This is a genomic window from Bradyrhizobium sp. dw_78, assembly GCF_018449525.1.
GTDB lineage: Bacteria > Pseudomonadota > Alphaproteobacteria > Rhizobiales > Xanthobacteraceae > Bradyrhizobium.
In genome coordinates, this window is record NZ_JAAVUS010000004.1 from 339,064 (window position 1) to 361,037 (window position 21,974).

Annotated in this window: 25 protein-coding genes and 2 tRNA genes; 16 read left to right on the top strand and 11 right to left on the bottom strand. The window is 60.9% G+C overall.

The window, feature by feature from the left end:
* Positions 1 to 31: 31 nt before the first annotated feature.
* The gene (gene ahpF, locus HB630_RS13480; RefSeq protein ID WP_346656089.1) at positions 32 to 1,696 is read left to right on the top strand and encodes an alkyl hydroperoxide reductase subunit F; all 1,665 of its coding nucleotides are present in this window, start codon (positions 32 to 34) and stop codon (positions 1,694 to 1,696) included.
* A 228-nt stretch (positions 1,697 to 1,924) separates the two neighbouring features.
* Positions 1,925 to 2,113: a hypothetical protein gene (locus HB630_RS13485; RefSeq protein ID WP_213772735.1), complete on the top strand. Its 189-nt coding sequence runs from the start codon at positions 1,925 to 1,927 to the stop codon at positions 2,111 to 2,113.
* A 19-nt stretch (positions 2,114 to 2,132) separates the two neighbouring features.
* On the opposite strand, the gene HB630_RS13490 is transcribed toward HB630_RS13485, so the two are convergent.
* Both HB630_RS13490 and HB630_RS13495 read right to left on the bottom strand, forming a co-directional pair.
* Positions 2,133 to 2,217, bottom strand: a tRNA-Leu gene (locus tag HB630_RS13490).
* Between the two features lie 135 nt (positions 2,218 to 2,352).
* Positions 2,353 to 2,595 (bottom strand): FliM/FliN family flagellar motor switch protein, encoded by a 243-nt coding sequence (locus HB630_RS13495; protein ID WP_213772925.1) that lies wholly within the window; start codon positions 2,593 to 2,595, stop codon positions 2,353 to 2,355.
* 62 nt (positions 2,596 to 2,657) lie between these two features.
* Between HB630_RS13495 and lipB the strand changes: the two genes are divergently transcribed.
* Together lipB and HB630_RS13505 are read left to right on the top strand one after the other, a co-directional pair.
* Entirely contained in the window at positions 2,658 to 3,386 is a 729-nt protein-coding gene (lipB, locus tag HB630_RS13500; RefSeq protein ID WP_213772736.1) for a lipoyl(octanoyl) transferase LipB, read from the top strand.
* A gap of 111 nt (positions 3,387 to 3,497) precedes the next feature.
* Complete coding sequence (locus HB630_RS13505) at positions 3,498 to 5,018, top strand: PAS domain-containing sensor histidine kinase (RefSeq protein WP_213772737.1); 1,521 nt, start codon at positions 3,498 to 3,500, stop codon at positions 5,016 to 5,018.
* Positions 5,019 to 5,103: 85 nt separating this feature from the next.
* On the opposite strand, the gene HB630_RS13510 is transcribed toward HB630_RS13505, so the two are convergent.
* The 3 genes from HB630_RS13510 to HB630_RS13520 form a co-directional block, all read right to left on the bottom strand.
* On the bottom strand, positions 5,104 to 5,406 hold the full coding sequence (locus HB630_RS13510) for an acylphosphatase (RefSeq protein WP_213772738.1): 303 nt from the start codon (positions 5,404 to 5,406) through the stop codon (positions 5,104 to 5,106).
* 7 nt (positions 5,407 to 5,413) lie between these two features.
* Positions 5,414 to 6,280 (bottom strand): isocitrate lyase/PEP mutase family protein, encoded by an 867-nt coding sequence (locus HB630_RS13515; RefSeq protein WP_213772739.1) that lies wholly within the window; start codon positions 6,278 to 6,280, stop codon positions 5,414 to 5,416.
* A 146-nt stretch (positions 6,281 to 6,426) separates the two neighbouring features.
* A complete protein-coding gene (locus HB630_RS13520; RefSeq protein ID WP_213772740.1) occupies positions 6,427 to 8,442 on the bottom strand; it encodes an acetyl/propionyl/methylcrotonyl-CoA carboxylase subunit alpha in 2,016 nt (671 codons plus the stop codon).
* A 273-nt stretch (positions 8,443 to 8,715) separates the two neighbouring features.
* Between HB630_RS13520 and HB630_RS13525 the strand changes: the two genes are divergently transcribed.
* Positions 8,716 to 9,087: a cyclic nucleotide-binding domain-containing protein gene (locus HB630_RS13525; RefSeq protein ID WP_249780839.1), complete on the top strand. Its 372-nt coding sequence runs from the start codon at positions 8,716 to 8,718 to the stop codon at positions 9,085 to 9,087.
* 179 nt (positions 9,088 to 9,266) lie between these two features.
* The gene (locus HB630_RS13530) at positions 9,267 to 11,117 is read left to right on the top strand and encodes an alkaline phosphatase family protein (protein ID WP_213772742.1); all 1,851 of its coding nucleotides are present in this window, start codon (positions 9,267 to 9,269) and stop codon (positions 11,115 to 11,117) included.
* Positions 11,118 to 11,155: 38 nt separating this feature from the next.
* Here the strand turns inward: HB630_RS13530 and HB630_RS13535 are convergent, their stop codons facing one another.
* On the bottom strand, positions 11,156 to 11,737 hold the full coding sequence (locus tag HB630_RS13535; RefSeq protein WP_213772743.1) for a hypothetical protein: 582 nt from the start codon (positions 11,735 to 11,737) through the stop codon (positions 11,156 to 11,158).
* A gap of 379 nt (positions 11,738 to 12,116) precedes the next feature.
* On the opposite strand from HB630_RS13535, the gene HB630_RS13540 reads away from it, so the two are divergent.
* The gene (locus HB630_RS13540; RefSeq protein WP_213772744.1) at positions 12,117 to 12,776 is read left to right on the top strand and encodes a peroxiredoxin; all 660 of its coding nucleotides are present in this window, start codon (positions 12,117 to 12,119) and stop codon (positions 12,774 to 12,776) included.
* Positions 12,777 to 12,840: 64 nt separating this feature from the next.
* Here the strand turns inward: HB630_RS13540 and HB630_RS13545 are convergent, their stop codons facing one another.
* A complete protein-coding gene (locus HB630_RS13545; RefSeq protein WP_213772745.1) occupies positions 12,841 to 13,287 on the bottom strand; it encodes a hypothetical protein in 447 nt (148 codons plus the stop codon).
* Between the two features lie 226 nt (positions 13,288 to 13,513).
* Between HB630_RS13545 and HB630_RS13550 the strand changes: the two genes are divergently transcribed.
* A tRNA-Arg gene (locus tag HB630_RS13550) sits at positions 13,514 to 13,590 on the top strand.
* A gap of 170 nt (positions 13,591 to 13,760) precedes the next feature.
* Here HB630_RS13550 and HB630_RS13555 read toward each other — a convergent pair.
* The gene (locus tag HB630_RS13555; RefSeq protein ID WP_213772746.1) at positions 13,761 to 14,273 is read right to left on the bottom strand and encodes a mismatch-specific DNA-glycosylase; all 513 of its coding nucleotides are present in this window, start codon (positions 14,271 to 14,273) and stop codon (positions 13,761 to 13,763) included.
* Between the two features lie 221 nt (positions 14,274 to 14,494).
* Here HB630_RS13555 and HB630_RS13560 point away from each other — a divergent pair, with 221 nt between their 5' ends.
* Together HB630_RS13560 and HB630_RS13565 are read left to right on the top strand one after the other, a co-directional pair.
* On the top strand, positions 14,495 to 14,935 hold the full coding sequence (locus HB630_RS13560) for a hypothetical protein (RefSeq protein WP_213772747.1): 441 nt from the start codon (positions 14,495 to 14,497) through the stop codon (positions 14,933 to 14,935).
* Between the two features lie 208 nt (positions 14,936 to 15,143).
* Positions 15,144 to 16,358, top strand: coding sequence for a hypothetical protein (locus HB630_RS13565; RefSeq protein WP_213772748.1), 1,215 nt, complete (start codon positions 15,144 to 15,146; stop codon positions 16,356 to 16,358).
* A 141-nt stretch (positions 16,359 to 16,499) separates the two neighbouring features.
* On the opposite strand, the gene HB630_RS13570 is transcribed toward HB630_RS13565, so the two are convergent.
* Together HB630_RS13570 and HB630_RS13575 are read right to left on the bottom strand one after the other, a co-directional pair.
* Positions 16,500 to 16,853 (bottom strand): helix-turn-helix transcriptional regulator, encoded by a 354-nt coding sequence (locus HB630_RS13570; protein WP_213772749.1) that lies wholly within the window; start codon positions 16,851 to 16,853, stop codon positions 16,500 to 16,502.
* The gene (locus HB630_RS13575) at positions 16,834 to 17,319 is read right to left on the bottom strand and encodes a hypothetical protein (RefSeq protein WP_213772750.1); all 486 of its coding nucleotides are present in this window, start codon (positions 17,317 to 17,319) and stop codon (positions 16,834 to 16,836) included. The genes HB630_RS13570 and HB630_RS13575 overlap by 20 nt, the downstream gene beginning before the upstream one ends.
* A gap of 285 nt (positions 17,320 to 17,604) precedes the next feature.
* Here HB630_RS13575 and csgH point away from each other — a divergent pair, with 285 nt between their 5' ends.
* From csgH to HB630_RS13605, 6 genes are all read left to right on the top strand, one after another.
* Positions 17,605 to 17,874 carry a curli-like amyloid fiber formation chaperone CsgH gene (gene csgH, locus HB630_RS13580; protein WP_213772751.1) on the top strand — a complete coding sequence of 90 codons (270 nt, stop codon included), beginning with the start codon at positions 17,605 to 17,607 and terminating at the stop codon, positions 17,872 to 17,874.
* A complete protein-coding gene (locus tag HB630_RS13585) occupies positions 17,859 to 18,359 on the top strand; it encodes a hypothetical protein (RefSeq protein ID WP_213772752.1) in 501 nt (166 codons plus the stop codon). The genes csgH and HB630_RS13585 overlap by 16 nt, the downstream gene beginning before the upstream one ends.
* A gap of 31 nt (positions 18,360 to 18,390) precedes the next feature.
* A complete protein-coding gene (locus HB630_RS13590; protein WP_213772753.1) occupies positions 18,391 to 18,810 on the top strand; it encodes a curli assembly protein CsgF in 420 nt (139 codons plus the stop codon).
* Positions 18,811 to 18,854: 44 nt separating this feature from the next.
* Positions 18,855 to 19,745 (top strand): CsgG/HfaB family protein, encoded by an 891-nt coding sequence (locus HB630_RS13595; RefSeq protein ID WP_213772754.1) that lies wholly within the window; start codon positions 18,855 to 18,857, stop codon positions 19,743 to 19,745.
* A gap of 431 nt (positions 19,746 to 20,176) precedes the next feature.
* Positions 20,177 to 20,992 carry a lytic transglycosylase domain-containing protein gene (locus HB630_RS13600; protein ID WP_249780840.1) on the top strand — a complete coding sequence of 272 codons (816 nt, stop codon included), beginning with the start codon at positions 20,177 to 20,179 and terminating at the stop codon, positions 20,990 to 20,992.
* A 123-nt stretch (positions 20,993 to 21,115) separates the two neighbouring features.
* On the top strand, positions 21,116 to 21,271 hold the full coding sequence (locus tag HB630_RS13605; RefSeq protein ID WP_213772755.1) for a hypothetical protein: 156 nt from the start codon (positions 21,116 to 21,118) through the stop codon (positions 21,269 to 21,271).
* 242 nt (positions 21,272 to 21,513) lie between these two features.
* On the opposite strand, the gene HB630_RS13610 is transcribed toward HB630_RS13605, so the two are convergent.
* Positions 21,514 to 21,960 carry a hypothetical protein gene (locus HB630_RS13610; RefSeq protein ID WP_213772756.1) on the bottom strand — a complete coding sequence of 149 codons (447 nt, stop codon included), beginning with the start codon at positions 21,958 to 21,960 and terminating at the stop codon, positions 21,514 to 21,516.
* Positions 21,961 to 21,974 lie beyond the last annotated feature (14 nt).

Genomic DNA, 21,974 nt, shown 5'->3' on the forward strand with positions numbered 1-21,974 from the left:
GCCAGCCCGAAACGAAACAGGCGTGGTGCCCATGTGCGTCACGTTCCTTCCTGAGTCGCTCATCCGGTCGGATGACGTCAGGAGCTTTCAGAACTTTCCTTGGAGTCGCTACATGTTGGACGCATCGTTGAAGAATCAGGTCCGGGCCTACTTCGAACGGATTACGCTGCCGATCGAGCTCGTTCCCTCTCTCGATGATGGCGCGAAATCGGGCGAACTGCGAAGCCTGCTTGAGGAACTCGCGTCGCTTTCGGACAAGATCACCCTGGCCCCCGATCAGCACGACAACCACACACCGTCGTTCGCCATCCATCGGATCGGGACGGACATCGGCGTACGCTTCGCCGGATTACCGATGGGGCACGAATTCAACTCGCTGATTCTGGCTTTGCTGCAGGCCGGCGGTCATCCGCCAAAGGAAGCGCCCGAACTCGTCGAGACGATCAGGGGGCTCGACGGCGACTTCAATTTCGAAACGTATTTCTCCCTGTCGTGCCAGAACTGCCCTGACGTCGTGCAGGCGCTCAATGTGATGAGCGTATTGAACTCGAGGATCAAGCACGTCGCGATCGACGGGGCGCTCTTCCAGGACGAGGTCGAGAAACGCCAGATCATGGCCGTGCCCTCAGTCTTCCTCAACGGCGAACCCTTCGCGCAGGGGCGCATGAGTCTCGAGGAGATCGTGGCGAAGCTCGACACCCGCAGTGGCGAGCGCACGGCCCATAAGATCGCCGGGAAGGCCGCATTCGATGTCCTCGTCGTCGGCGGCGGCCCCGCGGGCGCCGCGGCCGCCATCTATGCCGCGCGCAAGGGAATCCGCACTGGCATCGTCGCCGAACGTCTGGGCGGGCAAGTGCTGGATACGATGGCGATCGAGAATCTGATCTCGGTCCCGCACACCGAAGGACCGAAGCTCGCCGCGTCACTGGAGCAGCAGGTGAAATCCCATGACGTCGATATCATGGGGGCGCAGACCGCCGTGCGTCTGATTCCGGCTGCCGGACCCGGCGATCCGATGCAGGTCGAACTGGCAAACGGCGCGGTGCTGAGGTCGCGCACGGTCATCCTGTCGCCCGGCGCAAGCTGGCGTCAGTTGAACGTTCCGGGTGAGGACGAGTACCGCAACAAGGGAGTCGCCTATTGCCCGCATTGCGACGGCCCCCTATTCAAGGGCAAGCGCGTGGCTGTAGTCGGCGGCGGCAATTCCGGAGTGGAAGCTGCGATTGATCTGGCGGGCATCGTTGCGCATGTCACCCTGATCGAATTTGATGCCAACCTGCGCGCCGATGCCGTGCTGCAGAGCAAGCTCTATTCGCTGCACAACGTGACCGTCATCACCTCGACCCGGACATCGGAAATTCACGGCGACGGCCAGAAGGTCACGGGCCTATCTTATGTCAGGCGCAACAGTGACCAGTCGCATCGTCTGGATCTCGACGGCGTGTTCGTTCAGATCGGTCTCGTGCCCAACACCGACTGGCTGAAAGGCACTGTTGCAATGAACCCACGCGGCGAGATCGAAATCGATATGCGGGGCCTGACCACGGTATCCGGCGTGTTCGCCGCCGGTGATGCCACGACCGTACCCTACAAGCAGATCATCGTGGCCATGGGAGAAGGTGCCAAGGCCTCGCTCTCGGCGTTTGATTATCTGATCCGACACACCTCCACGGAGGTGCTTCAGGCCGCGCAATGAGGGTTTGCCGCCATGCCAGCGGCGTCGACACGGAACTCGGCGCGGAAAAGCAGAGGCGGTATCCGGCGACGGCGGAGACCCCGTCATCGCTCGGATGATCCATCGGCTCGATTCCCATGATGTGCCTGGTCCAAAATATCCGTCGGGTCGCGTCCTGGTACGTCTCCAGCAACGAACGCTAAAGCGCGTGCCGAGGTCGCCGCTCATGCCGACTTCACCGAGAGCCAGATGATGCCGATGTTCGGATGGATCGATCCGAAGATGCCGTTGCTCTATATCGCGCAAACCAACCGTAAGAAGCTCGGCTTTAGCGGCATGGACAAGGTTGTCGCGTTCGACCAGAGCGTGTCAGTCGATGATTTCGTCGCCAACGAGGCAGCAGCGGTTGCCACCTTGAATAACATTCAAAAAAGCTAGCGATTTCAAGATTAAACGGTGGTGCGCTCGGAGGGACTCGAACCCCCACGATTTTACTCACTGCCACCTCAAGGCAGCGCGTCTACCAATTCCGCCACGAGCGCTTTATGGGATCGGCGAGAGATCATGCCGACCGGATTGACGGCGCGATGTAACAAATCAGCAATGGGTCGACAAGGCCTGCCGGTGGATGGTTTGGCTTCATCGCCCTGCCCTCAAAAGTCCCGCAAGCGCGGGGCTTAGCGGACGCCGGGTGATTTCGGCAGCATCTGCTTGACTTCGACCGCGATACGGTTGCGATCGACGAGCACCACGCCGCTGGCGATCGGCAGGTTGTTGGCGAGGATCTTGACCTCGTCCGCCTCGGTGGCATCCAATTCGATGATGGCACCGCGGCTCAGACGCATTACCTGATGGATGGGCATGGTCGTTGTCCCGAGGACGACCATGAGATCGACGGTGACTTTATCAATCGTTGCCACTGGAACCCGAACTGACGAATGCGGAATTGCACGGTTCCAGATCACCACGTTATGGTTAGCCAATGGTTAATGACCGCGAAAACCTCGATTTGACGAATTTTTCCCAGTTTTCGGCCGATAGCACGGTCGAATGGCGGATATCCGACGCGCTGGTGCCCTATCCTGAAGCGGTCGCGCTGATGGAATCACGGGTCGCGGCCATCGCAGCCGGCGAGGCCCCCGAACTGGTCTGGCTGCTGGAACATCCCCCGCTCTATACGTCCGGCACCAGCGGCAAAACGGACGACCTGCTCGAGGACCGTTTCCCGTTATTCGCAACCGGGCGTGGCGGCCAGCTCACCTACCACGGACCTGGCCAGCGGGTGGCCTATGTCATGCTCGACCTGAAACGGCGCCGCCCGGACGTGCGGGCCTATGTGGCGAGCCTGGAGGCCTGGATCATCGGCACGCTGGCGGCGTTCAACGTACGCGGCGAGCGGCGCGAGGATCGCGTCGGGGTCTGGGTGAAGCGCCCCGACAAGGGGGCGGGCTTCGAGGACAAGATCGGGGCGATCGGTGTGCGGTTGCGGCGCTGGGTCACGTTCCACGGCATCTCCCTCAATGTCGAGCCGGACCTTTCGCATTTCAAAGCGATTGTGCCCTGCGGCGTGGTGGACCCGCGCTACGGCGTCACCAGCCTCGCCGACCTCGGCCATCCCGCCTCCCTGGCCGATGTCGATATCGCGCTCCGGCAGGCCTTCGCCGAGGTGTTCGGCCCGACCAGGGCCAGCCTGCCGGAAACGATGACCTAGTCACGCCGCACGGTCCGACCGGCCCATCCAGGATGATACGGCACAAAAGTTCCATACCTACCGGAACAAATTCGGCCACCGCGCGTTTGGGTACGTTGAGGCGGGGTCCTGATGGCTCAAAAAGACAGGCAACAGAAGGATTTACAGGAAAGCGAACGCAGCTTCCGCCTTCTCGTCGAAAACGTCGCCGATTACGCTCTCTACATGCTGGATTCCACCGGCATCGTGACCAGCTGGAATATCGGGGGCCAACGGATCAAGGGCTATGCTGCCGATGAGATCATCGGGCAGCACTTTTCCCGATTTTACACCGAGGGCGACCGCGCCAGCGGCAAGCCTGCTCGCGCGCTCAGAATCGCGGCGGAACAGGGCCGCTACGAAGAGGAGAGCTGGCGGGTCCGCAAGGACGGCAGCTTCTTCTGGGCCAGCGTCGTCATCGACGCGATCCGCGAGGACGGCAGGGTGGTCGGCTTTGCCAAGATCACCCGCGACATCACCGAGCGGCGCGAAACCCAGCTCCGGCTCGAGCAAATACAAAAACAGCTCTCGGAAGCGCAGAAGCTCGATGCGCTCGGCCAGCTTACCGGCGGCGTGGCCCACGACTTCAACAACCTGCTGATGATCATCAGCGGCAGCCTCCATACCTTGAAAAAGGGCATGGCCGACGATGCCAGACTTCAGCGCGCGGTATCCGCGATCGAGGCGGCGGCAAAGCGCGGCGCGGCCCTGACTAGCCAGCTCCTGACATTCGCGCGGCGGCAAAGCGTCAATCCGCAGCCCGTCGATCTCGCCGAGCGAATCGAATCCGTGCGCGAGGTTCTGGGTACCGGCGTCAGCGGCGCGGTCACGCTGGCGTTCGACATTGATCGCGACGTCTGGCCGGTCACCATCGACATCTCCGAATTCGAGACCGCGTTGGTCAACCTCGTCATCAACGCCCGCGACGCCATGCCGAACGGCGGAACGATCACCGTCCGCGCGCACAACCATGCGCCCGCCGATCAACCGGATTCCGGCGATTACGTCGTCATCAGCGTCGAGGACACCGGCGTCGGCATTCCCCCGGACGTGATGAGCAGGATATTCGACCCTTTTTTCACGACCAAACCTGTCGGCAAGGGTACCGGCCTCGGCCTGTCGCAGGTTCACGGTTTCACGCACCAGGCCGGCGGTACGGTCCGGGTCGAAAGCGAACTCGGCAAGGGCACCAGGATCATGATCCTGCTGCCGCGCGCCAAAAGCAAACCGCAGGCTCCGCGCCATCGCTCCACGGATACCAGGGGAAGCGGAACGGTGCTGCTGGTGGAAGACAATCCGGATGTCGCCTCGGTCAGCACGAGCCTGCTTGAACAGCTCGGCTACACCGTCCGCAAAGTATCCGACGCGGAGACGGCGTTGCGCGAAATCGAACGCAGCGCCGTCGATCTGGTTTTTTCCGACATCGTCATGCCCGGAAAGATGGACGGTCTCGGCCTCGCGCATCGCCTAAGAGAACTCCGCCCCAACCTGCCCGTCCTGCTGGCGACCGGCTATAGCGACGCGGCGGTGAACGCGCGCGGCGATTTCCCTATCCTGCGCAAGCCCTATGAAATCCACCAATTGAGCCAGGCGATCGCGAAGCTGCCGCGGTAATGCGATCACGTTTCAAGCGAAGTGCGAACCGCGCGAGTGCTTCGCGTCTACCGCGAGGGAAGACCGATTCCCGCTCTATCATGCTCTACACAGTCGGCAGCACCGAAAACCCCTCGCCTGCGTGCCGCAGATTCAAGCTGTCTGGACCGGCCGGCTCATCGGTCACATCATCGACGCGCGCCGAGGATGGTCCTCGCCGGCACAGCGCAACCATCTCCGACACGATATCCGCCGGCCCGTAAAACAACGCCTCCACGCCGCCGTCGCGGCGGTTGCGCACCCAGCCTTCGAGACCGCGCCTCATCATCGCCTCGCGCTCGACCCAGGCCCGGTAGCCGACGCCCTGCACCCGGCCGCAGATCATCACCCGGCGGATCGCGGCGCTCATCCGGCGCCTATCGCTTCAAGCCGAGGAATTCAGTGATGCGCGCCTTCACATCCGCCTCGCGCGTCAGCCGGCCCGTCAATTCCGGCGATGCGAGGCCCTTCAGGCTTTTCGATGAATGGCCTTCGCGCAGCGCCTTGAGCGTCTCGTAAACGGCCTGCGTTGCGGCCGCGAACGGCGCGTGACTCTGTAACGCGATGCGCACCCGCTGGCCCGCGAGATCATCGAGCAAGTTCATCTCCTCGGGCGCGCCGCCGAGCACGATCGGCAGCCGTGTCGCCGCAGCGATGGCCTCCAGTTCCGCGCGGCTTTTGATGCCGGTGAAGAACAGCGCATCGACGCCGGCGGCTTCGTAGGCCCTGGCACGGTCGATCGCGTCGTCGAGCGAGGTGATCGATGCGGCGCCGGTGCGTCCGACGATCACCAGCGAAGGTTCGCTGCGCCCGTCGAGCGCCGCTTTCATCTTGCCGACGCCCTCCTCGATCGAGATCAGTTGCGCCTTCGCCGCGCCGAAGACCTGCGGCAGCAGGGTGTCTTCGATGGTGAGGCCGGCGGCGCCGGCCGCTTCCAGTTCCTGCACGGTGCGGCGCACATTCAACGCATTGCCGTAGCCGTGGTCGGCATCGACCAGCACCGGCAGCGACGCCGCGCGCGACATTCGCCGCATCTGTTCGGCCAGTTCGGTCAGCGTGATGAGGGCGATATCGGGATCGCCGAGCACCGCAAGCGACGCCACCGATCCGCCGAACATGCCGACCTCGAAACCGATATCCTGGGCAATGCGGACCGAGGTCGCATCATAGACCGATCCGGGATGAACGCAGGACGATCCCGACAGGATCGCGCGTAATTTCTCTCGACGTTGACCGAAGGCCATGGCTTTCCTCCACCGTCATTGCAAGCCAACGGGTCGCGCGAATGCGCACCCGATGATAGGCTCCGCGAAGCAATCCAGAGATGCGACCGCGGCAATAGCCTGGACTGCTTCGTCGCTTCGCTCCTCGCAATGACAAATTGTTTTTCTTAAGCGAACTCGAGAATCAGCGCGTCCACCGCCAGCGTCGCGCCGGCGGCCGCATGGATTTTCTTGACCGTGCCGTCGCGTTCGGCGCGCAGCACGTTCTGCATCTTCATGGCTTCGATCACGGCCAGCGTCTCGCCGGCCTTGACCTCCTGCCCTTCCGCCACCGCGATCGAGATCACGAGCCCCGGCATCGGGCACAGCAATTTCTTACCGGTATCGGCCGCGGTCACGACCGGCATGATGCGCGCCGAGGCCGCCTCGGTCTCGGTGAAAACATGGACCGGGACTTCAAATCCCTGATACCCCAGGCGAACGCCGTTGTTGATCGGACGCACCTGCATGGCCACCAATTGCCCGTCGATGGCGCCCTGCCAGACCGGTTCACCCGGCTTCCACGGCGAGACCAGGCGATGCGCAGGGCCGGCTGTGCCGTCGGCGCCGATAAAACGCACCGCGATCCCGTCGGCTTCGCGCGCGACATCCAGTGCGATCTCGTTGCGCTCCAACCAGACCGCCCGGCGGCGCTCGCGCTGCACCAGCCGGCCGTCCATCTGGCCGGAAATCTGGCGCTTGCGTTCGCCCAGCACATGATCGATCGCGGCACCGACCGCGGCGAGCCTTCGCGCGACCTCGCCCTCCGGCGTCCGCGCGATGAATCCGCCGGGAAATTCCTCGGCGATGAAGCCGGTCGACAGATTGCCTTCGCGCCAGCGCGGATGGTGCATCAGCGCCGACAGGAACGGGATGTTGTGGCGGATGCCGTCGACATAAAACGCATCGAGCGCGTGCGACTGCGCCTCGATGGCGGCGGCGCGCGATGGCGCATGGGTCACGAGCTTGGCGATCATCGGATCGTAATAGATCGAGATCTCGCCGCCTTCCTGCACGCCGGTATCGTTGCGGATGGTGACGCCATCGGCATAGCCTTCCGCCGGCGGACGATACTTCACCAACCGCCCGATCGAGGGCAGGAAATTGCGGAACGGATCCTCCGCATAGACCCGCGACTCCACCGCCCATCCGGTCAAGGTGACGTCCTTCTGTGCGAGCGCAAGCTTCTCGCCCGCGGCGACACGGATCATCTGCTCGACCAGATCGATGCCGGTGACCAGTTCGGTCACGGGATGCTCGACCTGCAACCGCGTGTTCATTTCGAGGAAATAGAAGCTCTTGTCCTGGCCGGCGACGAATTCGACCGTGCCGGCGGAATCGTATTTGACCGCTTTCGCCAGCGCGACCGCCTGTTCGCCCATCTTGCGGCGGGTGGTCTCGTCGAGCAGCGGCGACGGCGCCTCCTCGATCACTTTCTGGTTGCGGCGCTGGATCGAGCATTCGCGCTCGCCGAGATAGATCACGTTGCCATGCTTGTCCCCCAGCACCTGGATTTCGATGTGGCGGGGCTCGACGATGAATTTCTCGATGAAGACACGATCGTCACCGAAGGAGGATTTGGCTTCGGCCTTGGCGAGGGTGAAACCTTCGGCGACTTCCGATGTCGAATGCGCGATCCGCATGCCCTTGCCGCCGCCACCGGCGGAAGCCTTGATCATCACGGGATAGCCGATCTCGTCGGCGATCCTTACCGCATGCTTTTCGTCCTCGATGACGCCGAGATGGCCGGGAACGGTCGAGACCTTGGCCTTTGCGGCGGCCTTCTTGGATTCGATCTTGTCGCCCATCGCGGCGATCGCGCCGGCGTTGGGGCCGATGAAGACGATGCCGGCCTGGCTCAGGGCTCGCGGAAACGCCTCGCGCTCGGACAAGAATCCATAACCGGGATGCACGGCTTCCGCGCCGGTCTTGCGGCAGGCCTCGACGATCCTGTCGATCAGCAGGTAGCTTTCGGCGGCGGGCGGCGGCCCGATCAGCACGGCTTCGTCGGCCATCTCGACATGGAGCGCGTCGCGGTCGGCCTCGGAGTAGACGGCTACGGTTTCAATTCCCATGCGGCGGGCAGTCTTGATGACCCGGCAGGCAATCTCGCCGCGATTCGCGATCAGAATTCGTTTGAACATGCTCTTTTTTACTTGCGAGCCTATGGGGCAGGATCCTCCCTTCCAATCTGGCATGGGCGGACGGACGTAACAATTCCGTCGTACAGCAAAACGCGCCCAAGGCAACGGTATATGTCGGCCCGGAGCCTCCCAAATCTGCCGGGGCCGAATGCCGGAAGCGGGACGGCACAGTCCGAATGACGGCGTCATAACCGCCCAAAACCTCAAGAACAATAGTTGCCGAACCGCCTCCGGCCCCCTAGCATGTCATGTTATTGTCAGATGGGGCCGAGGATGAAGCACGATACCAGCTTTAGCGTATTGACCGGCAACACCATCGATACGCGATCCTTCAAGGCCGGAAGCGTCATTTTCCGGGAAGGCGACGAGGCGCACGAGCTTTTCGTCATCAAGAGCGGCGAGGTGCGCATCCAGATCGGCAACCGCACGGTCAGAGAACTTTCCGCCGAGAGCATTTTCGGCGAGATGGCGCTGATCGACAACGAGCCGCGCAGCGCCACGGCCATCGCCATCACCGACGTCGAGCTTGTCCCGGTCGCCGAAAAGCAATTCCTGTTTCTGGTCAGCCAGACCCCCTACTTTGCATTAAAGGTCATGCGGGTCCTGGCGGAGCGGCTGCGGGCGACGAACAAGACCCTCGTCTGAATTTCCGCGTCACCACGATTGATAGCCGCGACGCCCCCCGCGTCAGCCTGGACCGCTATGGCCGCCGTTTTCCCAAGCTTCCGACGACGTCGGGGCCGGCTGTAACAATTCTGTCGTAGAGCAAAACTAGACAAAGGCGGCGGCCGACGCGCCGCCAAATTGCCTTCCGGGAGATTCCAATGCGCCGCTCACTCGTGCCGCTATCCGCGGGTCTGGTCATGCTGTCCACGGGCTTCGCGTCGGCGCAAAGCAGCGCACCACATAATCTCATCCTGTTCGTGCCGGATGGTCTACGCGGGCGGATCGTCTCGCCGCAAACCGCGCCCGCGATGGCCGAGATCCGCGACAAGGGCGTCAGTTTCAAAAATTCGCACTCGCTGTTTCCGACCTTCACCACCGCCAACGCGTCGGCGATGGCGACCGGCCATTATCTCGGCGATACCGGCGATTTCAGCAACACGATTTATACCGGCTATCCGGTCGGCGGAGCTGACGGCACCGTGACGCCGTTCCTGGAAGCCGATCCGGTGCTGCACGACGCCGACGAGCATTTCGGCGGCGATTACCTGAATGAAGAAACCATCCTGAAGATGGCGCGCGCCAAGGGCTACAGCACCGCCGCGATCGGCAAGCTCGGCCCGACCCTGATTTTCGATCATACCGACAAGATCGGCGCGAACGGCCTGCATTCGATCGTGGTCGACGACTCGACTGGCGGCAACAATGGCGTGCCGCTTTCGGACGAGATGAAGGCGGCATTGACCAAGGCCGATCTTCCGCTGGCTGCGCCGTCACGCGGCGAAAACGGCAAGATCGGCGACGCCAAGACGCCGGGCACCACGGTCGCCAATATCGCACAGCAGGCCTATTTCGCCGATGTCGCCACCAAGGCGGTGCTACCGATGTTCAAGGCGCGCAACAAGCCGTTCGTGCTGGTGTTCTGGTCGCGCGACCCGGACGGCAGCCAGCATAACAACGGCGACAGCCTCAATGCCGTGACCCCCGGCATCAATGGCCCGACCTCGATGGCCGGCATCAAGAACGCCGACGACAATCTGGCGCAATTGCGCAAAGCGCTCGACGACCTCGGGCTCACGGCCAGCACCAACATCATCGTCACTTCCGATCACGGCTTCTCGACGATCTCGAAGGAGAGCAAGACCAGTCCCTCGGCGAAGATCGCCTATGACGACACGCCGAAGGATTTCCTGCCGATGGGCTTTCTCGCCATCGATCTGGCCAAGGCGCTCGAATTGCCGCTGTTCGATCCGAACAACAAGAACGCGCGCGTGGCAGACAATGCCCATCCCAAAGCCGGCAACGGCCTGATCGGCAACGATCCCGCGAAGCCCGATCTCGTCGTCGCCACCAATGGCGGCTCGGACCTGATCTATTTGCCGAAGCGGGACAAGAAGCTGGCGGAGCGCACGGTCAAGGCGCTGCTCGAACAGGATTACGTCAGCGGCCTGTTCGTCGACGACAAGCTCGGACGCTATCCCGGCACGCTGGAAATGTCGCAGCTCGAGCTCAAGGGCAAGGCGGTGACGCCGAATCCGTCGGTCGTGGTCAATTTCCGCTCCTACACGACCGGATGCGAAGAGCCGGCCAATTGCTCGGTCGAGGTCGCCGATACCGTGCTGCGGCAGGGTCAGGGCATGCACGGCAGTTTTGGCCGCGGCGACACCATGAACTTCATGGCGGCGATCGGACCGGACTTCAAGACCGGCTATGTCGATCCGCTGCCGGTCAGCAATGCCGATGTCGGCATGACCATTGCGGAGCTGATGAATCTGCACCCGACCGGCGCCGGCGGCCTGATGGGCCGCGTGATATCCGAAGCCCTGCCGGGCGGCATCATCCCCAAGGCGGCCGACGGCACCCTCACCTCCAAGCCCGCTGCAAACGGGCTCCGGACCGTGGTGAAGTACCAGCGCGTGCTGTCGCAGCGTTATTTCGACGCTGCGGGCTTCCCGGGCCGGACGGTCGGACTCGATGAGGACAACGGCAAACAAAAAACGGCGGGGAAATAACCCCCGCCGTCTCCAATAATGCCGCTGTCGGGCGAATTCTACATTCCGATATCGAACACATTCGGCAAGTGAACGAGCGGCAGCGCCGCCACGCCGACGATGGTGGCGGCCAGCGCCGTCAGCGTGCGATTGCTGCGACGCTTGCCGCGCATCTGGCTGGCGATCCACTCCAGCACTTCGGTATTGACGCCTACCGCCTGCGCAGGCGCCCAGCTCTCGATCGAAGTTTCAGGCGACAGCGCAACCGTGCGCGGCGGCACCGAAAGGCCGGACGCGGAGGCGGCGTGATGCACGACCGCCTTCGCCAGCAGATCCTCGAAGCGGCCGGAATCGCTGCGCTCGGTGGCGGCCTCATCGATTTCAAACAGGGCTTCGGCTTCGGCGCGGCTGACCGGCTGATGCTCGACGGCCGCGGCAGTCAAAATGCGCGCGCACCAGGCGGCGTCGTCGGCATCGAGCTCGCGGGAAAAATGAACACGGCCCTTGGCGGTGGGTCCCTCGCCGGTGATCACGCCATCGCGCACGATGGCGAGGGCTTGTGCGGCGCTATCCTGGCAGGAAATATCGGAGGGTTCCAGCACGCCGATCGGTTCAACGAGGGTAGCAAGCGGGGCGGACATCGGTAGTTACTCTTCTGAGTTTTTGTTCCGGGCCAGCAATTTCATGCCGGCGTAAACGAGTGATTAATGATTCGAAACTCGCGTCACGAGTTTTTCGAATGGTTGCTGATTGGTCGCGATGACGTCTGTCACGGTTCACGGCTATAGCAGGCCACCAAAGCGTGTTGGGAGCCATAAGAGGCGATATCGGGGCAATAAACGGCTTTTGAAGCATATGTGATCTTTCCGTCGCAGGCCCAGGATCAAAAGAAAATGCTAGGAGTCCGCCTTCGCCGGAGAAGGATATCGCCTTTTACCGCTCCCCGTTCACTTGAACCGCGCCGGGCGCTATACCTTGAAGACGAATTTCCTTGTAACTAGAATAACATGAGGTCGAAACATGACACTCCAGATTGGCGCTGTTGCCCCGGACTTCGAGGCCGAAACCACCGAAGGAAAAATCAAATTCCATGACTGGATCGGCGATCACTGGGCGCTTCTGTTCTCGCATCCCAAAGATTTTACCCCGGTCTGCACCACCGAACTCGGGGCACTCGCCAGGCTGAAGCCGGAATTCGACAAGCGCGGCGTCAAGCTGATCGGCCTGAGCGTCGATCCTGTCGACAAGCATGCCAAATGGTCGGAGGACATCAAGGAAACCCAGGGCGCCGCGCCGAACTATCCGCTGATCGGCGACACCGACTTCAACGTGTCCAAGCTCTACGACATGCTGCCGGCCGCGACCTCCGGCGATGCCAACGTCCGCACCGCGGCCGACAACCAGACCGTCCGCAACGTCTTCGTCATCGGTCCCGACAAGAAGATCAAGCTGGTGCTGGTCTATCCGATGACCACCGGCCGCAACTTCCAGGAAATACTGCGCGTGATCGATTCACTGCAATTGACCGCCAAGCACCGCGTCGCGACGCCGGCCGACTGGAAACAGGGCGATGACGTCATCATCGCGGGCTCCGTCAGTGACGACGAGGCCAAGACGATCTACCCGCAGGGCTGGAAAGCGCCAAAACCCTATCTGCGGATTGTGCCGCAGCCGAAGTAACGCCGCCGGCGCTTTGAGTCTGATTCAGTTTCGCTGAATCAGACTCGTCGCCTGGTCCTTTGCCCTAAAATTCTTCCGGACAGGGATCGACGATCTTCCAGAGATCGACGCCGTTCCTGATCTTCTTCATCTCGGTGGTCAGCCCGCCATTGCGGCGGATCCAGTCCTTTACCGTGTCGGGATAATAGGACATCAGGTCGGCCGTGCCCTCGGCGCTGGTGACCTTGATGCCGAACGTGAACGCCTTGTCGTAATAGGCTTGGTGAAAACCGACGCTGGCCCGTGGCGTCACGCAAATCTTGTTCAGCGGCACGATGCCGAATACCAGCGTGCAGGCCGAATTGCAGACACCGTCGATGATGACGCGCTCGCGGCTGTCGCGGATCCGCTTGTACCTGGCCTTGTACTCCTCGACATAGCCGCCGTGATCGTTGGTGATATGCAGGCTGGCGCGGGCCGGCGTAACCGCCAGCGACACGAACAGCAGCAGGGCAAGAGGCGTGATGCGCATGGACCGGCCGGAAACCTGAGAGACCCTGTCAGACCAAGGGATGCGTTAAGTCCGTCCCCCGGACCCAACGGCACAACCTTGGCCGCACTGTGTTGGGAATCCGTTAAGCACTGGAATCCAGGCGAAAATCCGCCTTTCCGGGCCGAATCTCAGCCCCTTTCCCGACGTTGCGGGATCAACCGCAGCGTCTGGCCCTGCCCCGCCAAGTCTGGTAATCGAACCGCAGGCGCTCGTAGCTCAGCTGGATAGAGCATCGGATTTCGATTCCGAGGGTCGGGAGTTCGAATCTCTCCGAGCGCGCCAGTAAAATCCGGGCCCTCCATGAAATCAAAGGGTTGTCTGGACATTCTGACGTGTTCCCTTCGCGCGAGGGAAACTGCGGGACAACCTCTCATGGGCCGGACCCTTTTCCACTGATCCGCGAAAGATTCGAAACCTTGGATGAAGCCTTTGAAGCCTTGGGTGATGGGGTCTCAAGGCTTCAGCCGTGCGCCGGCGACCTCTTCCGCAAACATGTGCCAGTGCTTGTACGTCTCGTCCCATTGCCATCTCGCCGCGGGCGACGTGGAAGGCAGCACGAAAACCTTCGTCTCCCTGATCGGCGGTTGCGGGCCAAGAGAGATCGAACTGCCAAGGAATTGCTTGCCGGCATTCTTGCTCGTGAACGCCAGGAAGGATGGCTTGAATCTCTCGATCTTCATCCGTAGCGCCTCGCGATCGTCGGCCGTTGCTCTTCGAACCACCCCGTCATTGCCGTGGGCGTCCTTCACCAGGTCGGTCAGCCCGATATTGTAATCGAGAAGCCGGCCAAACTCCTGGGGATTGAGCTTGACCGGCGTGAGGCCGCTCTCGTGGAGAATGCTCCAGAATTTGTTGCGGGGGTTGGCATAATAGGCGCCTGCTTTGGCCGACACCGTTCCGGCGGCCGTACCGCAAAAGATCACTGAAAGTTCAGGCCGCAATAATTCCGGCAAAACATGCTGCATTTGCAGTGTCTCCAAGACATCGTCTCAGGCATGACGTCGACCATGCCGAAGTGCTCCCGCTCACAACCGGTTTTCCCGGCGAAGGATCGGTTCGGTCGCGGAAATCCTATCAACAACACAAAGAATTCACTGTAATGTTGCTGTCACAATCGTCAGACAAGACAACACCCACTTGAGACAGTTCTGTCGAGCGGATTGCATGGAAGCGACGGCGTGGGTGAATGAACCGGTACGGATATTCGATCTTCTGTGACGATATTCGCAACGAGGCGGGCGGCAAGCTCAGCTTCATCGGTTGCTACAACGGCGTCATTTTCATTTCGGGCCGGTTTCCGCTGGTGCTTCCGAAATTATGCGTGCATACGCATATTCTATCGCCGGCCTCGCAGCCGTTCGGTTCAATCGCCGTACGTTGCTACCTGCCCGGCGACGAGGAACCATTTTTCGAGGAGCCGGTCGAAACGCCAGAGCATCACGACCAGACCGAACTGGTCGCGAATCTGAAGACCGATACCGGCGCGCCGCTCTTTATCGTCGCGGCCACGAGCCTGATCTTCACGCCGCTCGAGCTGCGCAGTTCAGGCCTGATGCGTGTTCGGGCCGTCATCGACTCCGGTCAGGAAATCCGTCTCGGCTCGCTCCGCATCGAACACGCCGCCTGATTCCGTAACTCCATCATTATTCCGCGAATACACGAGGCATTTTCGCGAATACACGCGCTTGTCTGCGCGCGTATTTTCGCGCGCGCATAAACCTTAACGAAGAGTAAATCAAAACTGTCATCTGATCGTTAGGTTAAAAATGTTTTAACGCGCGCCGAGGGCGGCGATACCCGCCAGCCCCGCATTGGAAAACGAAGGAAGCTTCTCCATGAAAACGATGACCGCTTTGGCGCTCGTCCTCGCGAGCGTACCGGCTGCCTACGCCGCCAGCCCGCTCGAAAACGAGTCGTTCATCGATCAGGTCGGCGCGTACAACAACGCGACCGTCTCGCAGAAGAATGGCAACAACGGCCAGGCCACGTTCCAGGCCGGCAAGGGCAACGCCGTGACCACCAGCCAGGTCAGCAAGCTCGCGACCGGCAACAACACCTCGGGCAACGTCCAGGTCGGCAACCACAACACAGCCACCACCGCCCAGACCAACACTCCGCCGAACGATCAGTTCACGACGGCGACCTACACCAACAACTCGTTCAGCGCCCAGTACGGCGTCAAGAACGACAGCACGGTCACCCAGACCGGCGGTCAGAACACCCAGGGCGCGATCCAGGCCGGCAGGAACAACGAGTCGGTCGTCGGTCAGTCCGACGCGAGCGTGTCCGCGGGAGCCGCGAACACCTCGTTCACTGGCCAGTTTGGCGTCAACAACACCGCCGCCACTTCGCAGAAGAGCGCGGACGGCACCTCCGATTTCGGTTCGTTCGAAAACGGTCATAGCAACGCGGCCTCCACGTTGCAGTTCGGCGAAAAGAACGAAGCTTCCACCACGCAGAACTCGGTGGCCGGAACAGCATTGGGCGCCTACAATCAGGCGGCCACCGTCCAGGCCGGCTACGGCAATATCGCCGTGACCAAGCAGGGTGGAAGCATCGGCGACGACGTCGCTTCTCTTGCCCCGCAGACCAACGCCTCGTTCGTGGGCCAGGTCGGCGCGAACAACGGCGCCGGAATCACCCAGACGAACGGCGGCAACACCCAGGCATCGTTCCAGACCGGCTACGGCAACAGCGTGATTGTCGGCCAGAAGACCCAGGTCTTCGGCACCGGCAGCGGCGCCAACAACGCCGTGACTTCCCAGTACGGCGCCTACAACCAGGCGAATGTCACCCAGTCGATGGTGGCCGTGCCGCTCGCGACCGGAAACAACAACTCGTTCATCAGCCAGATCGGCGGCTCCAACGTGGTCAACTCCGCGCAGACCACCGGTCAGCAGGCGAGCGCCGCCAACAACACGCAGGTTGCGCTGCAGGTTGGCTACGGCAACTCGGCCACGGTTACCCAGTCGACTGCCGCGAGCGTGACCAACACCTCGTTCACCGCGCAGTACGGCGTACACAACACCGCGGTCGTTTCGCAGAAGTAACAACGACAGGCGGCGGGCCATGGCCCGCCGCCTGCTCTTTTATTTATTCATGTGCTGGATTCTTTTTTGACGCGTCTTCTTCACGCGAACCGATCTCTCACTACGCTCGAAACGCTATAAAAAAGATTGGGACGCGACGGATTATTCTTTCGCCGTCTTCGGTGCGATGATCCTGATCGGCTTGTGGCCGATCGTCGATGTCACCGGTGCGATATTCTGTCCCGGCTCATCGTCCGGACGGCGCAATTCAAACGTGATCTCACGGTCGAGCGCCCAGGCGAGATCAGCCAGCGACCGCAGGGTGATCTCGGCCTCTCCCGACAATTGACGATTGATGTTCGAACGGCGGCTCTCAAGCCGGCGCGCCAGCTCCTGCTGGGTCAGCCCGGCCCCTCTCTGTTCCACGACGGCCCTGAGCAGTTCCCGGCGAACCCGGCCGATGAATCGGCCGGCGGTTCGAGATCGTGCATCGATATCAAACCGAAAGAACGTCATCAGGCATAATCCCCTTTACACACAGCGTCGCGTCGATACCCAATTCACGACGCAGCCGCCGGATGGCAATGCGATAGCCTCGATACAGATCATGATCCTTGATTGTGTCAGCCCAATTGCCAAACACCGCAACGAAACAATCCTTGGCCATGAACCAACCGAAGATACGGATATCCGGCGTCTTCAACTCCCAGACCGCGTTGTCCTCCGCACGGACCACCCGGAATTGCCTTGTAAAGACCAGAGGCTCGCCACTCAAGAACGAATGGAAGAGATCGTCAATTTGCTCCGCGGGAGAAGTATTGCCGAGAAATTGCGGCGGCCGAGCCCCGTCAAGAAGCTCCCGCAACCATCCGATAAATTGTGGCGTACCGTAAAGCAATCGCAGCGGTTGATCGCGAGGCGCAAGCTCGACGTCGATTTTTATAATCGATCCACGGTCCACGAGATCTGCGATGGTCGGCATGTGCTGAACGAGCAACGGTTCCGGGAAAAATACGACGTCCGCTGAAGCAAGCTCTTACGCGATTTTGTTGTGATCCGCACCGTTACACAAGTGTCATGAAGGCTCTCTAGATGTTCGGTTAAATAATCAATAAGCGCGGCCAACTGTCAAAAAAGGACAAGGATGCGCCTGTATTGATACGCCCGTATTCATGACTCCACCGAATGATCACAGCAAAGCGATCATTCGCGATGAACGGACTAAATTACTCAAATGCCGATAGCTGCAACCGTTGGAATAGAATGTGTGATTCGTGCTCAGCCGGACAGGGATTTCCTTCGGCTCGAGGCCGTGGTGCGATCCGACGCACCGGTTGCCGGACAATACAGTTTCGTCATCGCCAAGCAGAGTTCGACCGGCAGCAGCAACAATACGCAGAGCGGAACGTTCGCCTTGCAGAATGCGCCGGAACAGGTTTTGACGACCGTCATCCTGGACCGCTCGGCGATAGGGCACTACCGCGCCGAACTTTCACTTCAATCAGACCTCGGGAGATTTACATGCACTTCGCCATGAAAGGCATCATGTCGCTGCGAGCAGGATTGGCCGGCGCACTGTTGCTGGCCGCATGCCCGGCGGCGTTCGCGCAGTCCGCATATATCACGCAGGTCTCCCCCCGCTCTTCCGGCCTTCAATCGATGACGACCTCCCTATCGACACCGATGGTACCGGTCTCTCAATACACGCCGAGCCAAACGGCTTTCGTTCCGACACCGGAAATGGCAACCCCGCACAACGGAAACGTTGCCCAAACGCTTGAGATTGGAAAAAACAACCAAGTTTACCAGGGTCAATTCGGCGGAAACAATTACTCCAACGTCGGCATCATCGGCGGCAACTCGACTAATGTCGGCGTGTTGCAGGGCGGCAAGGACTTTTCGAATCTCCAACTTGTCAACATGCAGGGCTATTCGGTCTGGGTGCTGCAGCCACGCAACGCGCCGCCTGTCAACGAACTGATCGCACGCTTGCCGAACGGCAACCTGCTGATCAAGCGATGAGGGCCACGGAAAATTCAAACGAGGTAGTGACATGAGTAAAAATCATTTGGCAATCGCGGCGATCACCGTCATCGGCATCAGTGTTGCAGCACCCGCCTTCGCATCCGAAATGGTTTATCACCCGGTCAATCCGACATTCGGCGGTAATCCACTGAACGGCAGTTTCCTGATGTCAACGGCTCAGGGTCAGGGCGAAGGCACCAAGTCCGGCAACCAGGGTCCAGATCTCTCCGGCCTCGACGCTGCCCTGGCGAATGGTCTCGGCTCTACTACGATCGTGTCCCCCAACGGCACCAACGGGTCGGGCAGCAACAGCGGTTCGGGCAGCGCCAGCAACGGAACTGTCCAATCTAACTCGGTTCAAACTAACTCGCTTCGCGCTTTGCGTACTGCGCAACCGCTCACGAGCACTTCAACTGCAAACGGGCTTCTAGGCAACTCAGTCCCCTGAGACACGAACCTCGGCCGCCTCGAAGCTCACTGGATTTCAGAACAATGAACAGACCTTTCCGGGGCATCGCTGCAATGGCGATGCTCTCTCTCAGCTTGGGCGGTTGCATCACCGGATCGGCCGACGATCCGATGGCTCATCCAGCCATGCTTGTTCCCGACACCAAAACGGGTGTCGTTCTCGAACACCTGCCCCCGCCGCGGCGACAGCTGGATGTCACCGTCTACAACTTTCCGGATCTGACCGGACAGAACAAACCGAACGATAATTTCGCGGAGTTTTCGCGAGCCCTTACGCAAGGCGGCAGCGCTGTCCTGATCGACGTATTGACCAAAGCCGGCGGCGGCGCCTGGTTCAACGTCGTCGAACGCAACGACCTGCAACCGCTGCTGCAGGAACGCCAGATCATCCAGAATACCCGCACCGCAGCGGAGGGCGACAAGGCGCCGAGTCTTCCGCCGCTGCGCTTTGCCGGCATTTTGATGGAGGGCGGCATCATCGGCTACGACAGCGACGAGACCACCGGCGGGATCGGCGCGAACTATCTGGGCGTTGGCCCGAACATCCAATATCGCCAAGACATCATCACCGTCGCGCTGCGGGCCGTCAGCGTGCAAAGCGGCCGTGTATTGGCCTCGGTCACGACCACCAAGACGATCTATTCATTGCAGATTCAAGGTTCCGCGTTCCTGTACGCTGCCGTCGATCAGATTCTGCAGGCGGAGCTCGGCTTCACCAAAAACTCCCCGGCCACGCTGGGCGTTCGCGAGGGCGTACAGCTCGCCGTCTATTCGCTTATTTTCGAAGGCGTGAAAAACAATCTATGGCAGTTCAAGGATAAGGCTGCGGGAGACGCATTCATGCTCGAGCTCGAAAAGCAGCGCAAGGCTACATTCATTCAAGCCAATTCGCAGGATACCCCGAAAAAGAGCTAGGCGCGGACCGAAAAATTATTTCGTCGCCGGCCGCGCTTGCTGGGTCGCCGTGTAACAGGCTTGCGATGAGGATGCATTCTGCGCGTTGCAGGTTACCGGAGCCGTCGGTCCGGTATTTTGGATCGGAGCACTCGTCGCTTCGGGTGGCGGCTTCTGGGCTGTCGCGCCCGGTGCGACGCGGCCGCGGGACTGCTGAATGTAGACATCTGACGAGGTAAGCGTTGCGGACGGTGCAGATTGTGAAATCGCTTGATCCGAAAAAGCAGCCGACGACGTCGCAACGGCGATCCATATCCATGCTCGTGTGCTCATCGTACGGCTCTCTGTTCGAAAGATGCATCGTCGTAAGGCGCGTCTTTACACGAAATGGCGGCGGCGGCGATAGCGCAATCTGGTCCGGCCGCAATCATGCGCGGCGAAATCATTTTACCATGCGCGCATTGTTGGCGATGCTTTGCGCCCTGCTCCCGGTAATCGGATTTGCAGCGCCCACCCTGTCCAGCCCGTTGCCGGCGGCGTCGACGCAAACCGCAATCAGCGAAACTTCCATCGCGCAGATGACGCCTGGAACCACGCTGCATTACGTCAAGCGCCGGCAAGCGGCTGCGACGCTCCATCCCCGTTCCGAAACGTCCTCCGCAACCCTGAAGAAAATGGCCGAGGACGCCGCCACGGCGCATACCCTGCCGGTCAATTATTTCCTGCGATTGATCCGGCAAGAGAGCGGATTCAACCCGGACTCCATAAGCCCAGCCGGCGCACAAGGCATTGCCCAATTCATGCCCGCCACGGCAGGCGACAGAGGTTTGAAAGATCCGTTCGATCCATCCGAGGCCTTGCCGAAATCCGCCGAACTCCTGAGCGAACTCAAGGATCGTTTTGGCAATCTGGGTTTGGCGGCGGCCGCCTACAATGCCGGTCCGGATCGGATCCGCAAATGGCTCGCCGGGCAAAGCCAATTGCCGCAAGAGACCATAAATTACGTTCGCATCATCACCGGACATGACGCGGCTGATTGGGCGAAGTCGAACGATCTCACCATCAATCTCGGTGCCGACACGTTTGAACCTTCACCACGCCTGCACATCAATCGCCTGTCCTGGGAGGCGCAGCTTCTGGCCACGCTGCGGGCCGCATCAGCGGACGCATCCGCCGCGTCGCCAGCGACCGTGAAACTGGAAAAAACAACCCTGAAATCAGGTGAAGTATCGCTGTGCTCGAACTGCATCGTGCAGTCCGCTTATTAGAGCATGATCCGCAAAATTCGAAAATGCCATAATGTGAGCTGCTTCACATCGGCGGCGCGCCGGCAGAGCTACATCTATGTTGGACCGGTCCCGCTTCGGGGATTCTGGATTTGGAGATCTTGCATGGCCGCCATCGCACGAGTCCTCGCGCGCGCTCTGCCCAAAGCATCGCTCGAAAGCGAAATACTCAAGCAGATCGCGCTGCTTTGCGGCGCCGGACTATTGGTGTCGCTGCTCATGATGACCTACGGCGTCGATCTCAGCCTTGGATTTTTCTGACGCCGATAAACGTCGGTGCGACCTTCGCCACCCGGGGGGAGCGTGGACAGGCCGCCGGCGCACACTACGACAACGACGCGCAGATCAAGCGGCGTTGAAAACGCGCCACAGATAGCCCGATACGCCCACTAGAAGCATCTGCTGCGGCTGTTGAGGACTTCATAAACCCAATCGCCGGGAATCCACCGGATCGTCCGGTGTCAGGCAACCTGCCTGACAATCAGCCCATCAGATTTGCTGGCCTACCAGATTCGATTGCCGAAAAATCCAAATCCGAATGGCGGCTGTTGCGCCACCATGATCGCAGGCGGGCCAACGCGCCGCCTCGCAATCTTGCGCTTCTGCGGCTTCGACGCCGTCTTCTTCAGGCTTGCGGTTTTCAGGTCAGAAGCTGCGGCCTGCGCAAATGCATCCCGCGCCGTTTCCTTTGGTGCGGTTTCGGCGACTTTCACCGGAGCCGCCATGGCGGCATCGGTATTCGCGGTCTGAATCGGAACGATCGTCGCAGCGTTGGTATCGAAAACGACCTTTTCCGGCCATTTGCGATCGCTGTGTATCCGTATCGCGGGCAAATCGGCGGCGGTGTTCGCCGTCTCGGCAACCGGCATCTGCGGCGACAACGCGCTCACGACCAAAAGCAACGCAAGCAACGCGCCGCCGACAAACAGAAAATAACGCGCCACAGGCATTTCGCGGTGCTCCG